The organism is Streptomyces sp. NBC_00086, assembly GCF_026343255.1.
Taxonomy (GTDB): domain Bacteria; phylum Actinomycetota; class Actinomycetes; order Streptomycetales; family Streptomycetaceae; genus Streptomyces.
Genome location: NZ_JAPELZ010000001.1, coordinates 3671282 through 3684402 on the forward strand (window position 1 = coordinate 3671282; position 13121 = coordinate 3684402).

The 13121-nt window shown below is 73.1% G+C and carries 12 protein-coding genes; 3 read left to right on the forward strand and 9 right to left on the reverse strand.

Annotation, left to right across the window (positions count from 1 at the left end; all coding sequences use genetic code 11):
• Positions 1–14 precede the first annotated feature (14 nt).
• From OG276_RS16275 to ssd, 7 genes are all read right to left on the reverse strand, one after another.
• The gene (locus OG276_RS16275) at positions 15–377 is read right to left on the reverse strand and encodes an Rv3654c family TadE-like protein (protein WP_266906096.1); all 363 of its coding nucleotides are present in this window, start codon (positions 375–377) and stop codon (positions 15–17) included.
• The gene (locus OG276_RS16280; protein ID WP_266906098.1) at positions 374–727 is read right to left on the reverse strand and encodes a TadE family type IV pilus minor pilin; all 354 of its coding nucleotides are present in this window, start codon (positions 725–727) and stop codon (positions 374–376) included. Before OG276_RS16280 ends, OG276_RS16275 begins: the two co-directional genes overlap by 4 nt.
• Positions 714–914 carry a DUF4244 domain-containing protein gene (locus OG276_RS16285; protein ID WP_266912872.1) on the reverse strand — a complete coding sequence of 67 codons (201 nt, stop codon included), beginning with the start codon at positions 912–914 and terminating at the stop codon, positions 714–716. Before OG276_RS16285 ends, OG276_RS16280 begins: the two co-directional genes overlap by 14 nt.
• Before the next feature lie 216 nt (positions 915–1130).
• Entirely contained in the window at positions 1131–1907 is a 777-nt protein-coding gene (locus tag OG276_RS16290; protein ID WP_266906100.1) for a type II secretion system F family protein, read from the reverse strand.
• Positions 1907–2791, reverse strand: a complete 885-nt coding sequence (locus OG276_RS16295; protein WP_266906102.1) for a type II secretion system F family protein — start codon at positions 2789–2791, stop codon at positions 1907–1909. Before OG276_RS16295 ends, OG276_RS16290 begins: the two co-directional genes overlap by 1 nt.
• Entirely contained in the window at positions 2788–3936 is a 1149-nt protein-coding gene (locus tag OG276_RS16300) for a TadA family conjugal transfer-associated ATPase (RefSeq protein WP_266906104.1), read from the reverse strand. Before OG276_RS16300 ends, OG276_RS16295 begins: the two co-directional genes overlap by 4 nt.
• Positions 3933–5105 (reverse strand): septum site-determining protein Ssd, encoded by a 1173-nt coding sequence (gene ssd, locus OG276_RS16305; RefSeq protein ID WP_266906106.1) that lies wholly within the window; start codon positions 5103–5105, stop codon positions 3933–3935. Before ssd ends, OG276_RS16300 begins: the two co-directional genes overlap by 4 nt.
• Positions 5106–5637: 532 nt before the next feature.
• On the opposite strand from ssd, the gene OG276_RS16310 reads away from it, so the two are divergent.
• Entirely contained in the window at positions 5638–6507 is an 870-nt protein-coding gene (locus OG276_RS16310) for an HAD family phosphatase (protein ID WP_266906108.1), read from the forward strand.
• A 399-nt stretch (positions 6508–6906) separates the two neighbouring features.
• On the opposite strand, the gene OG276_RS16315 is transcribed toward OG276_RS16310, so the two are convergent.
• A complete protein-coding gene (locus tag OG276_RS16315; protein ID WP_266906110.1) occupies positions 6907–7767 on the reverse strand; it encodes an oxidoreductase in 861 nt (286 codons plus the stop codon).
• Between the two features lie 109 nt (positions 7768–7876).
• Between OG276_RS16315 and OG276_RS16320 the strand changes: the two genes are divergently transcribed.
• Positions 7877–8887 (forward strand): ATP-binding protein, encoded by a 1011-nt coding sequence (locus OG276_RS16320; protein WP_266906112.1) that lies wholly within the window; start codon positions 7877–7879, stop codon positions 8885–8887.
• Here OG276_RS16320 and OG276_RS16325 read toward each other — a convergent pair.
• On the reverse strand, positions 8841–10190 hold the full coding sequence (locus tag OG276_RS16325; RefSeq protein WP_266906114.1) for a hypothetical protein: 1350 nt from the start codon (positions 10188–10190) through the stop codon (positions 8841–8843). The two genes, OG276_RS16320 and OG276_RS16325, sit on opposite strands and share 47 nt — an antisense overlap.
• A gap of 236 nt (positions 10191–10426) precedes the next feature.
• Between OG276_RS16325 and OG276_RS16330 the strand changes: the two genes are divergently transcribed.
• Complete coding sequence (locus OG276_RS16330) at positions 10427–12832, forward strand: SulP family inorganic anion transporter (RefSeq protein ID WP_266906116.1); 2406 nt, start codon at positions 10427–10429, stop codon at positions 12830–12832.
• Positions 12833–13121 lie beyond the last annotated feature (289 nt).

Consider the following 13121-nt stretch of genomic DNA (forward strand, 5'->3'; position numbering starts at 1 on the left):
CCCGTGGAGGCCCCTCACCGGGGCTCCACGGGCAACGGCGGGCCCGCGCGGGAGCGCAGCTCGGGTCCGAAGTGGCCCGTCGGGGCGCGGGCGGTGACCTCCGCGACCTCGCCCGTCACCACGCACGCGGTGACCCGCGCGCCCTGCGCCACCGCCACCCGTACCGCCGTGGCGCAGGCGGCCTCCGGGCCGTGGGCCCAGCTCGCCGCCGCCGCGAGGGCGGCCAGGTCGGCGGCGGCCGCGGCACGGTGCCGGGAGACCACCGCCTGCCCGAGCAGGAGCGCCCCGCCGAACACCGCCACCAGCACGGTCACCACCACGACCGCCCACACCGTCGCCGACCCCCGGTCCCGCGCGCCCGCACACCTCCCGGTCACGGCGGCGGCCCCACGGTGTCCTCGGCCAGGGCGGCGGCCAGGGCGGTGAGCCGGACCGGCAGCGCGGCCGGGCCCGGGGCGGGAGCCGAGACGCGGACCTGCCACAGGTCACCCTTCCGCGAGAGCTCCACCCGCGCCCCGGGCGGGGCGGCGGCCACGGCTGCCGCCACCGCCACGCCCGCCGGCTCCGACCGGGCCGCCACCCGGGCACCGGCCCGAGCGGCGTCCACACACCTGATCTGCGCGGCCGCCGCCATCAGCGCCCACACCAGCAGCGCCGCGAACAGCACCAGCGCCGGAATCACCAGGGCCGCCTCCGCCGTCACATATCCGCGGTCAGAACGGCGCATCGAGTGCCTTCCCGATGGTCGACTGAAGTGCCGTCGCGACCAGTTCACTCGTCACCACCTTGTACAGAACGGCCGCGAACGCACACGCCGCGATCGTGCCCATGGCGTATTCGGATGTGGACATTCCCGCATCGCCCCCACGGCCCTTCCGTCCCGCCGGCCCCGCCAGCCCTACCAGTCCCGCCATTGCCGCCCGCACTCGAATCCAGATGATCGACATGACAACCTCCCGTTGATTCAGCTTTTTGACGTGATCTCAGATCTCAGATGTCGGATGGTCATTTCAGGTGGCCAATTCGGTCGGCCATTCAGACGGTCCTTCGGATGCCCCTCAAGCAGCCCCTCACGTAGTCCTTCACGCGGTCCTTCACGCGGTGCTTCACGCAGCCCTTCACGCAGCCCTTCAGCTCGCTGAGAGGAGGCCGGAGGCCATTCCGATCACCACCGGCGCCACTCCCAGCGCAAGGAAGGCGGGGAGGAAGCACAGGCCGACCGGTGCGGTGACCAGGACCGCCGCCCGCTGCGCCCGGGCTCCCGCCAGGCGGGCGCGGTCCGCCCGGAGCGTCGAGGCGAGCCGGGACACCGGTTCCGCGGCGGGCGCCCCCGTACGCGCGGAGCGCTCCAGGCATTCGGCCAGGGCGCGCGCTCCCGGTATCTCCGCCAACCTCCCCCACGCGGCGCCCGGTTCACCGCCGAGCCGTAGCTCCGCCCCGGCCATCGCCAGCCGTTCGCCCACCGGGCCGCCCAGCGACTCCCCCACCGCCTCGGCGGCGTCCACCGGCCCGGCTCCGGCCGCCAGGCACGCGGCCAACAGGTCCGCGGCGAACGGAAGCTGACGCTCCGCCTCCCCAAGGTCCACCCCCGTGGCCGGCCGTCGCCGCGCGAGCCACCTGCGGACCGCGAAGCCCGCCGCGCAGCCGGCCACCGCGCCCGCGAGACCGCCGATCAGCAGCCAGACCGCCGCCAGCGCTCCGGCCGGCCCGGCCCAGGCCGTCACCGCCGCCCGCAGCCGGGGCCCGGCCGGCGGCCGCCTGCGCGCCGCCGTCACCGCGAGCAGCCGGGTGAGCCGGCGCCGGGCCGACCGCTCCCGGATGCGCGCAGCCGCCGCCGACGCCGCCCACAGGGCCGCCGCCGCGAGGCACAGGGCCATCCCCAGCCTGTGGATCGCGAAGCCGTCCATCACCGCTCCCCCACCCGGACGATCCGCCGGCACCACAGCAGCCCCAGCGCTTCCAGTGCCGAGCCCGCCAGCAGGCAGCCCCATCCGACCGGCGTGTGCAGGAGCACCCGCAGCGGATCGGCCCCCAGCCCGGTACCGATCAGCAGGCCGACCCCCGGGAGCAGGGCGAGCACCGCCGTCGTCGATCTCGCGCCCGTGAGCTGGGCGCGCAGTGATTCCTCCCGGTCCCGCTCGGCCCGCAGGGCCCCTTCCAGCCGGTCCAGTCCGGCGGCCAGCCCGGCGCCGCCGTCCACCGAGACCCGCCAGCAGGCCGCCATCGCCGCGAGCCCCTCCGCGCCGGGCTCCCGTGCCGCCTGCCGCAGTGCCGCGGCCACGTCCCCGCCGAAGGCGGCGGCCGCCAGGACCCCGGCCTCAGCGGCTCCCGGCCCGCCGGGACCGGACACCGTCCGGCGCATCGCCTCGCTCAGCGCCCGGCCGGGCTGCGCACCGGCGCGCAGCTCGCCGACCACGGCTCCGCACAGGGCCACCACTTCGGCGGCCCGCGCCGTCCGGGCCCGCGCCCGCTCCCTGCCCCGCAGCCACCGGCGCACCAGCGGCACGGCCGCCGCCCCGGCGAGCAGCGGGATCACCGACCCGCCCAGCAGTGCGAGCGCCAGCCCGGCCCCGAGGCAGGCCCACTCCCTGCTGCGCGCGGCCCGGACCCGGGCCCCGGCCACCAGGTGCTCCCAGGGCGCCGGTCCGGCCGGTACCGGCGGCCCCGCCCCGGCCAGTACGGCTCTGGCCCGCCGGGGCACCCGGTCGGCCCCGGCCAGCGCCCAGGCGGCCGCTCCGGCGCACACCACCCCGGCGAGCACCGGCAGCGCCGCCACCGCCCCGGCGCTCACCGGGCACCCGCGAGCAGCGGGCGCAGCCGCTCCCAGCCCCGGTCCCTAACGAACCCCCGGGCGCCCCAGCGCAGCGCCGGCACGGTGACCACGAGCCCGGCGGTGTCCCGCTCCAGGACGTGCACCTCGGCGACCCTGCGCCGGCCGGCCCGGTCCCGTACGAGGTGGATCACCAGGGTCAGGGCCGCCGCCAACTGGCTGTGCAGGGCGGCCCGGTCCAGCCCGGCGGCCGTCCCGAGAGCCTCCAGCCGGGCCGGCACATGGGCGGCGGCATTGGCGTGGACAGTGCCACAGCCGCCTTCGTGGCCAGTGTTGAGGGCGGCCAGCAGGTCCGCGACCTCGGCGCCCCGGACCTCGCCGACGACGAGCCGGTCCGGCCTCATCCGCAGCGCCTGGCGGACCAGGTCGGCGAGGGTGACCTGGCCGGCTCCTTCCTGGTTGGCCGGCCGGGTCTCCAGCCGCACCACGTGCGGATGGTCGGGCCGCAGCTCGGCCGAGTCCTCGGCGAGCACGATCCGCTCCCCGGGACCGACCAGCCCGAGCAGGGCGCTGAGCAAGGTGGTCTTGCCGGTGCCGGTCCCGCCCGAGACCAGGAAGGACAGCCGGGCCCGCACCATGTCCCGCAGCAGGCGCTGCCCGCCGGGCGGCAGCGTGCCCGCCGCGACCAGCTCCTCCAGCGTGAAGGCGCGCGGCCGCACCACCCGCAGGGACAGGCAGGCCGATCCGACGGCTACCGGAGGCAGTACGGCGTGCAACCGGGTGCCGTCGGGCATCCGGGCGTCGACCCAGGGCCGGGCGTCGTCGAGCCGGCGCCCGGCGACGGCTGCGAGCCGCTGGGCGAGCCTGCGCACGGCGGCGGCGTCGGTGAAGGTCACCCCGGTCAGCTCCAGCCCGCCGCCGCGGTCCACCCACACCCGGTCGGGGGCAGCCACCAGGACGTCGGTGACCTCGGGGTCGGCGAGGAGTGCCTCCAGCGGGCCGGCGCCGACCAGTTCGGACCTCAGTTCCGCGGCGACGCCGAGCACTTCCGCGTCGCCCAGCAGCCGGCCCTGGGCCCGCAGGGCCGCCGCCACCCGCGCCGGGGTGGGCTCCGCCCCGCTCTCGGCGAGCCGCTGGCGCACCGCGTCGAGGAGTACGGCGCTCATGCCGACACCCCCTGGGCGGAGCCGAGCGCGCGCTGCCAGAAGCCGTCACAGAAGCGGGCCAGGGCGCCCCGACCGTGCGCTCCCGGGGGCTCGCCCTCGGCCACCCGGCCCGGGAGCCCCACCTCCACCGGCACCTCGCCGGCCAGCGGCACCCCCAGCAGTCCGGCGACGGCCTCCGCGTCGAGTCCGCCGGGCGCGGGGCCCCGTACGACCACGCGGACGTCGCGGGCCACCATGCGGACTCCGGCGGACACCCGGCCGGCGGCGGCCACCGCCCGCAACTCGCCCCGCACCACCATCAGCACCAGGTCCAGCTGCGCGAGGACCTCGGCCACGGCTTCGTCGACCCGGCGCGGCAGGTCGACCACGACGACCCCGCCCCGGCGCCGCGCGGCGGACACCACCGAGCGCATCGCGGCGGGCGGCACCACCACGCGGTCCCCGCGGTCCCAGCTGAGCACCCGCAGGGCGTGCAGCTCGGGCAGGGATTCGGCGAGGGCTCCGGCGCCGACCCGGCCGCGCGAGGCGGCGAAGTCGGGCCAGCGCAGCCCCTCGGCGGCTTCGCCTCCCAGCAGCACGTCCATACCGCCGCCGAGGGGGTCGCCGTCGATGAGGATGGTCCGCTCGCCGGCCCGGGCGGCCCGCAGGGCCAGGGCGCAGGCGAGGGTGGAGGCTCCGGCTCCGCCGCTGCCCCCGATCACCCCGACCGTGAGGGCGGGCCGCCCGGCCCCTTCCACCACGTCGGCGATCCGGTCGACGAGCCGGTTCTCGGCGTCGGGGAGGGTCAGCACCTCCTCGGCGCCGATCTCCACCGCCCGCTGCCATACGTGGGGGTCGTCCAGATCCCGGCCGACGAGGAAGACCCCGTCCCGCCGGGGTGCGCCGCGCACCCGCCGGGCGGCATCGTCGCCGACCAGGACGAGCGGCGCCGATTCCCAGCCGACCCCTGCGACCCCTGCGACCCCTGCGACCCCCGCGATCCCCAAGCCGCCCGCGGCCCCCGGGGCGCTCCCGCCACTCCCGTCGCCGCTCTCACGGTCGGCTCCGCTTTGCTCGGGCACCGCGTGGTGCACATGCGGCTCGGCCCCCGCGGCGGCGCACAGCCGCAGCAGGTCGTCGAGCAGCAGGGGGTCCTCGGTGATGATCAGCGGCCGCCCACCGGCGGCCACAGGCCCTCCGGCCCCGGGATTCAGCCTGTCCCCGCCCGCCACCGCGAGATCCCGGACTTCACACGACTTCGATCCAGCCACGATCTCCGCCTCCTTCTCACCGCAAATCCAGCGCCGCGGACTTCGCGGCCGGAATCACCGTGACGGGATCGGGAAAAGGAAGTGGATCTTGCTCTAAAACCGTGGACAGCCGCCCCATTGTGAATAACTCGCTCACCCCAACAGGTGAGTTCCGGAGCGCGCCGGAACGACTACGCACCGTGACGAGTTCGAGAGGGTGAGGGCCTTCGACGCGCGGGCCCCTCGAAGACGAGGAGACCGAGGAATGATCACTTGGGGTCGAAAGCAGGGACGCGAACCGCGTCCGGACATGCGACGACCCCCGCCGGGGGGGAGAGCGGGGGTCGTCCCCACGGTCCGACTCGGGGGGGGAGGAGCCAGACCGGGTTAGCACGGTCGCGAACGATCCGTGACTTCCATGGTGTACCCGAGAGCCTTCTCAGGCAAACCCACGCGCCGCACTTTACGCCGAATGGTGGGCGCATATGCTCGGGTCGTGGAAAATCAGCCCTTGCCGCACTCCTTGCCTCGCACCGCAGCCTTCTTCGACCTGGACAAGACGGTCATTGCGAAGTCGAGCACTCTGACGTTCAGCAAGTCCTTCTACCAGGGCGGCCTGATCAACCGAAGGGCCGTGCTGCGCACCGCCTACACGCAGTTCATCTATCTGGCCGGCGGCGCCGACCACGATCAGATGGAGCGGATGCGGGAGTACCTGTCCGCCCTCTGCAAGGGGTGGAACGTGCAGCAGGTCCGGGAGATCGTCGCCGAGACCCTGCACGACCTCATCGACCCGCTGATCTACGACGAGGCCGCATCCCTCATCGAGGCCCACCACACCGCGGGCCGCGACGTGGTGATCGTGTCCACCTCCGGAGCCGAGGTCGTCGAGCCCATCGGCGAGATGCTCGGCGCCGACCGGGTCGTCGCCACGCGCATGGTCGTGGGCGAGGACGGCTGCTTCACCGGCGAGATCGAGTACTACGCCTACGGCCCCACCAAGGCGGAGGCCGTACGGGAACTCGCGGAGTCCGAGGGGTACGACCTCGCGCGCTGCTACGCGTACAGCGACTCGGTCACCGACATCCCGATGCTGGAGGCGGTCGGGCACCCGCACGCGGTCAATCCCGACCGGGCCCTGCGCCGCGAGGCGGTGGCGCGCGAGTGGCCCGTCCTGGTGTTCAACCGGCCGGTCCGGCTCAAGCAGCGGCTTCCGGGACTGTCGATGCCCGCACGGCCGGCGCTGGTCGCCGCAGCCGCGGTGGGCGCGGCCGCGGCCACCGCCGGGTTGGTCTGGTACGCGAGCCGGCGGCGCGCCCTGGCCGCAGCCGCACCCCGCTGACCTGCACGAACACCGAATGTCCGGTACATCCGCAATCGCACCGTAAAGCAAAGAAATGCGGCCAGGGGTTTCGCTCCGCACCGAAGCGGAGTACAAAGGAATCACGGCCCGCGAGACCAAAGAACATCCGAGAGGATCATCTTTAAAACGCAGTAAGGCCCACGGACCGAAGCATGAACGCCGAGCACCCACGCGACGTCGACCCGTCGATTACGGGCCAGCCGCACCAGGTAACGGGCAAAGATCCCGACCTGATGGGCAATCATTGAGGACGCTTGGTAACTGGGCGTAAATGCCAGCGGCGACACCAGAGCAGTACGGTGTCGCCGCAACCCATGCCCGGACCCGCCAGCCGGCCGTCAGGCCGCCAGGCCGGCCGTCAGACCGTCAGGCCAGACGTCAGGCCGCACCGCGCTGGAGCGCCTCGCAGACCGCCGTCGACTCGCGGACCCCGAGCTCGATCGCGCGGCCGCAGTGCGCGATCCAGGCCGACATCCCCTCCGCGGTCCCGGAAACGTAGCCCTTGAAGGCCTCCACGTAAGCATCCCGGCCCTGTTCCGCGTGCCCGACCTCCGCCGGACAGATCGCCTTCGGGTCCAGGCCGCTGTTGATCAGCACGATCCGCTCCGCGGTCCGCGCCACCAGGCCGTTGTACGAGCCGAACGGACGCAGCGCGAGCAGCTCGCCGTGCACCACCGCCGCCGTGATCAGCGCCGGAGCGGAACCGCCCGCGATGATCAGGCCGGAGAGCCCGTCCAGCCGGCCCGCCACCTCCTGCGCGTCGGGCAGGGGCAGGTCGATCAGCGGCTCGTCCACCGGCTCACCGGCCAGGCGGGGCCGGCCGACCACGTCGCCGTCGGCGGTGGAGCCCGAGGCCACCAGGTGGAGCCGCGCCAGGACCCGTAGGGGCGACTGGCGCCAGATGCTCAGCAGCTGGCCCGCCTCGGCCGTCAGACGCAGGGCGGCGCCCACCGTGCGGGCCTCCGGCTCCGAGCCGAAGTCGCTCCGGCGGCGGACCTCCTCCAGCGCCCAGTCGGCCCCCGACAGCGCCGCGCTCCCGCGCGCTCCGCGCAGCGCGGCCTCCGAGGCGACCGCCACGGCGCGGCGGCGCATGACGCGGTGACCGTAGACCCGGTCCACGGCCTTGCGTACGGATTCCACGGACTCGGAGACGCCCGGCAGAGCGCCCAGCGGGGCGAGCGGGTCGGCGGAGGCGGAAGAGGCGGCCGAAGAGGCGGCGGAAGCAGAGGCGCTACTCATAAGTAAGGAGCCTACGCACTGCTCCCCCATAGCACCGACCCCTCCTTGGAGTGGTCTTCTTCACTCAGGCATGCAACACAAAGCCACCGACCCACTACCCTTGGTGAACATGAAGATCGCTTTCGTGGGGAAGGGCGGCAGCGGCAAGACCACGCTGTCCTCCCTTTTCATCCGCCACCTCGCCTCCAATGAAGCCCGTGTCGTCGCGGTGGACGCCGACATCAACCAGCACCTGGGCACCGCGCTCGGACTCAGCGAGGACGACGCGGCCTCGCTCCCCGCGCTGGGCGCGCACCTGCCCCTGATCAAGGACTACCTGCGGGGCTCGAACCCGCGCATCGCCTCCGCCGACACGATGATCAAGACGACCCCGCCCGGCACCGGCTCCCGGCTGCTGCAGGTCGACGAGGACAACCCCGTCTACGACGCCTGCGCGCGCACCCTGACGCTCGACGGCGAGCCCGTACGGCTGATGGCGACGGGGCCCTTCACCGAGTCCGACCTGGGCGTGGCCTGCTACCACTCCAAGGTCGGCGCGGTCGAGCTCTGCCTCAACCACCTCGCCGACGGCCCGGACGAGTACGTCGTCGTCGACATGACGGCCGGCTCCGACTCCTTCGCCTCCGGCATGTTCACCCGCTTCGACGTGACCTTCCTGGTCGCCGAACCGACCCGCAAGGGCATCTCCGTCTACCGCCAGTACAAGGAGTACGCGCGGGACTTCGGGATCACGCTCAAGGTCGTCGGCAACAAGGTGCAGGGGCCGGAGGACATCGAGTTCCTCCAGGACGAGGCCGGCGAGGACCTGCTGGTCACCGTCGGGCAGTCGGACTGGGTGCGGGCGATGGAGAAGGGCCGCCCGGCCGCCTTCGAGCTGCTGGAGGCCACCAACCGGCTGGCCCTGCAGGCGCTCCAGGACGCCGCGGACGACTCCTACGCGCACCGCGACTGGGAGCGGTACACCGAGCAGATGGTCCACTTCCACCTGCGCAACGCGGAGAGCTGGGGCAACGCGAAGACCGGGGTCGACCTGGCGGATCAGGTCGACCCCGGTTTCGTCCTACGGGAGCTGCTCACTCCTCGTTCTGACTCGCTCCTGCCGGCTCCTCAGCCGGCTTGACCCCGGCGGGGGCGGCCGGCTTGGCCGGCGGCCCCGCCGTCAGGAAGGTGCTCCAGCCCGCCTTCGGCGCCTCGCCGACGTCGAGGGTGCGCATCCACTCCAGGGCCTTCGGGTCCTGGGCGTCCAGCCAGTCCACCAGCTCGCGGAAGGGCACGCAACGGACCTCCTTCTGCGTGCACATGGTCTTGATGGAGTCCTCGACGGCACGCATGTAGGTGCCGCCGTTCCAGGATTCGAAGTGGTTGCCGATGATCAGCGGCGCGCGGTTGCCCTGGTAGGTCCGCTCGAAGGCCTTGACCAGGCCGTCGCGCATCTGCTCGCCCCAGTACGCGTGCTGGGAGGGGTCGCCCTGCGTGGTCGTACCGGACTGGTTGACCAGGTAGTTGTAGTCCATGCTGAGCGTTTCGAAGGCGCGGCCCGGCATGGGGACCAGCTGGAGCGGGATGTCCCAGAGGCCGTCCGTCTTCTTCGGCCAGATCTGCTTGCTGATGCCGCTGGAGTCGTAGCGGAAGCCGCCCATCTCCTTCGCCGCCAGCATGAAGTTCTTCTGGCCTTCGAGGCAGGGGGTGCGGGCCCCGATCATCTCCTTGTCGTAGTCGAACGGGAGCGCCTCCATGCCCTTGAGGGCCGGCGAGTTCGTCTTCCAGTTCTTGACGAACGACTTCGCCTGGTTGATCTCGCTCTTCCACTCCTCCACGGACCAGGTCCCGACGCCGCCCTCGGGTCCGCAGAAGTGGCCGTTGAAGTGGGTGCCGATCTCGTTGCCCTCCAGCCAGGCCTCGCGCACCTGGAGAGCGGTGTCCTTGATGCCCTGGGGGTCGCCGAAGCCGATGTCGGAGCGGCCCGCGGAGTGCTGGGGCGCGGTGTAGAGGGAACGCTTCTCCTCCGGGAGCATGTACACGCCGCTGAGGAAGTACGTCATACGGGCGTTGTACTTCTTGCCCACCTCACGGAAATGCGAGAAGAGCCGCTGGCTGTCCTCTCCCGCCCCGTCCCACGAATAGACGACGAACTGCGGCGGCTTTTCGCCGGGCTTCAGCTTCTCCGCCTTCCGTACGTTCGGCTGCAGGCCCGTGTACGAGGTCGAGCCGTCCCCGATGAGCCGCTTGACGCTGCCCGGCGCCGGGCCTTCCGGCGCGGCCGCGCCCTTCTTGGCCGGCTGGGCTCCGGGGGCCGGACGGCCGGCGGGCTCCGAGGTGCTGCACCCGGCCACTCCCAGGACCAGCGCCGTGGCGACGAGACCACCGGCGATCCTCTTCTTGGCGGCCTTCTTCTTGGCGGGCCTCTTCGTGGTGGCAGTCATCCGCCGCACCTCTTCCCTCGCAGTTCCGTCGCAGGACTTCCGCGCCGCAACGTCCCACGCGGTCCGTTTTAAGGAAGGTGTGACAAGCCGGACTAAATGCCTAATCACCCGTGAGCGCTAATTCCTAGGCCGTTTGCCCGTATTACTCACCACAGAGCTTTACTCTCCATTACCGTTCATTTACCGAGTGTTGAGAATCCCGCCGCTTCACCCCTCCCCCCGAGGAGACGGGACCTATGCCAGCCACCCCCTCCCCCACTTCCCCTCCCCCCACCAAAGGCCTCCCGGCCGGCCTCCAGGCCGACCTCTCCGCCTCCGTAGCCGTCTTCCTGATCTCCCTGCCGCTCTCCCTCGGCATCGCCCTGGCCACCGGCGCCCCACTGCAGGCGGGGCTCGTCGCCGCGGCCGCCGGCGGGATCGTGGCCGCACGGCTCGGCGGAACACCGCTCCAGGTGAGCGGCCCCGCGACCGGACTCACCGTCGTCACCGCCGAGTTGATCCAGCACTACGGCTGGCGCACCACCTGTGCCATCACGGTGCTCGCCGGTCTGTGCCAGCTCGGGCTCGCCGCCCTGCGGACCGCCCGGTCCGCGCTGATGGTGAGCCCGGCGATCGTCCACGGGATGCTCGCCGGTGTCGGCGTGACCATCGCGCTGGCACAGCTGCACATCGTGCTCGGCGGCACCCCGCAGAGCTCCGCCCTGGCCAATGTCCGCGGACTTCCCGACCAGTTGGCCGATCTGCATCCCGCCGCGCTCGGCGTCAGCGTGCTCACCCTGGCCGTCCTGCTCTGCTGGCCACGACTGCCGGGGCGCACCGGGCGGAACCTGCGCAAGGTGCCCGCCGCGCTGGCCGCAGTCGCCGTCGCCACGGCCTGCGCCGCCCTCGCCGGACTCAGCCTGCCCCGGGTCGACCTGCCGTCCTGGCGCAGCCACGCGCTGCCCGAACTGCCCGAGGGGCCGGTCCTCGGCATCATCGCCGCCGTCCTGACCATCACCCTGGTCGGCAGTGTGGAATCCCTGCTCTCGGCCGTGGCCACCGACAAACTGATCGCCACCCAACGGAGCACGCAGGGGCGTCCCGCCCGGGCCGACCTCAACCGCGAACTGCGCGGCCAGGGCGCGGCGAACATCGTCTCCGGGGCGCTGGGCGGACTGCCCGTCGCGGGCGGCGCCGTCCGCAGCATGGCGAACGTCAAGGCAGGGGCCGTCAGCCGCCGTTCGGTCATGCTGCACGGGCTGTGGATCCTGCTCGCCGCCGGCCTGCTCGTGCCCGCCCTCGACCTGATCCCGCTCGCCGCGCTCGCCGCGCTCGTGATGGCGGTGGGCGTGCAGATGGTGAGCGCCACTCACCTGCGCACCGTCACCCGGCACCGCGAGTTCCTCGTCTACGCCACGACCATCGTGGCCGTGGTGCTCGGCGGAGTCCTGGAGGGCGTCGCCATCGGCATCGCGATGGCCGTCGCCCTGGCCCTGCACCGGCTGGCCCGGACCCGGATCACCGTCGAACTGCTCGACAGCGGGGTCCACCGGGTGTGGGCCCGCGGGCAGTTGACGTTCCTCGCGGTACCGCGGCTGAGCCGGGTGCTGAACCAGATCCCGCACCACGGGCACGCCGTCATCGAGCTGGACGGCTCGTTCATGGACCACGCCGCCTACGAGACCCTCCAGGACTGGCAGGACTCCCACCTGGCCCACGGGGGCTCGCTGGAGGTCACCGGCCGGTCGGGAGCCAGGACCGCCGAAGCCGAGCAGGCCCAGCGGGCCGAGCCGGGTGCCCAGCGGGGTGCCCAGCGCAGTACGCAGCGCGGGGACCACCAGTGCTGCCGGCCCTGGACCCCGTGGCAGAACCACTGCGACCACCGCGGCACGGTGTCCCGTACGGACCCGGCGGCGGCCGAGAGCCCGGCCGCGCCCCCCGCTCCCACCCCGGCCCCCACCCCGCCGGCCGGGCCCCGCGGGCGCGGGGCCGGTCAACTGGCCAACGGGATCAGCGCCTTCCAGCGGGACACGGCTCCGCACGTGCGCGAGGAGCTGGCCCGGCTGGCCCGGGAGGGGCAGCGACCCTCGCAGCTCTTCCTCACCTGCGCGGACTCCCGCCTGGTGACCAGCATGATCACGGCCAGCGGCCCCGGGGACCTGTTCACCGTCCGCAACGTCGGCAACCTCGTCCCGCTCCCGGGGGCCGAGTCCACGGACGATTCGGTCGCGGCGGCCATCGAGTACGCCGTGGACGTCCTGAAGGTGGACAGCATCACGGTCTGCGGGCATTCGGGGTGCGGGGCCATGCAGGCGCTGCTCAGCTCCGCGCCCGGGGTGCCCATGACCCCGCTGCGTCGGTGGCTGCGGCACGGGCTGCCGAGCCTGGAGCGGATGGCGAGCCGCCATCACGCCTGGGCGCGGATCTCCGGGAGGCTGCCGGCGGATGCCGTGGAGCAGCTGTGCCTGACCAATGTGGTGCAGCAGCTGGAGCACCTGAGGGCGCACGAATCGGTGGCCCGCCGGCTCGCCGAGGGCACGCTGGAGCTGCACGGGATGTACTTCCACGTCGGCGAGGCGCAGGCGTACCTGCTGTCGGAGGGAGAGGACTTCTTCGACTGCCGGGTCTTCGACACCGTCGGCGCGGGCGCGCTGCGCGGCTGAACGGCCGAACGGCCAACCGGCCAACCGGCCGAAGAGCCGACCGGCCGACCGGCTGAACGGGTAGACCCCCTCCGAGCGGGAGCTTTGAACCGATACCCTCCCGTATCCGTGCCACTCAGTGGCCCCTTCCCGCACCCTGCAGCGGGAGGGGGCCACTCGCGCGTGGGCCCGGCCGGGTAATAGGTCTACACCAATTCACGGCAACCTCTTGTCACCCGGGCCATTGACTGATGAGCTATGCCCGGGGACACAACCGGGGACACAACGGACACCCTGGGAAAGGGAGATG